Here is a 717-nt window from a genome sequence, read left to right on the forward strand (position 1 = left end):
GAAGCGGAGGGCAGCCGCGGTGGATGCCGCGGCCGCGGCCTATACGCTGCAGGCAGCGCTGGATGCGACGGCCCGCCTCAGTTCGTGACCGGCATCAGGAAGGCCACGAAGCGGGCGGTGACCTTGCCCGCCGCGTTCTTCGCGTCCAGCGCAAAGCTCTGCTCGCGGACGGTATGCGACTGGTTGCCTCCAAGCAGCGTCAGCTTCCCACCTCCCTCCGGGATCGCCGCGACGAAGCCCACATGGCCTGGCCCGGTCTTCCAGGCCGGGTCGTCGAAGGGGGCGCGGCGCAGCACGGCGATGGCGCCCACGACCGGCTTCTCCAACGGGATGAACTGCTTCTTGCTGTTCCAGAAGAAGGAGCGCGCACCGGGATGCTCGGTGCCGACATGCCCGCTCATCACCAGGCAGTAGTTCACGAAGGCCGCGCACCAGTCCGTCTCGTCATCGACCACCTCGCGCCAGAAGGCGCCGCGCCGAAAGTAGTCGAGGATGCGCGGATTGGCTGACGCGCCCGGCCATTCGGATCGCTCGTGCTCGGGCAGCGCCGCCTCCTGGCGGGCGACGGCCATCCATTCGTCCGAACCGCGCGACACGATGCCGGCAGGCACCTCCTGGGCAGGTGAACCGTTGCCGGCGAGGGCCAGGCTGGAGGCCGGGCGGTTCTCCCGCACGCTGCCTTCCTTCCAGCCCTCGATCTTCTGGATGACCTTCGCC

At 69.2% G+C, this 717-nt stretch carries 1 protein-coding gene; it reads right to left on the reverse strand.

Translation table 11 applies throughout. The features are described from left to right. Window positions 1–77 precede the first annotated feature (77 nt). Window positions 78–717: TIGR02594 family protein (locus AC1DWF_RS34430; protein ID WP_476842967.1), on the reverse strand; the 640-nt coding region annotated here is incomplete at its 5' end.

The organism is Aminobacter sp. P4_D5 (assembly GCF_056401815.1).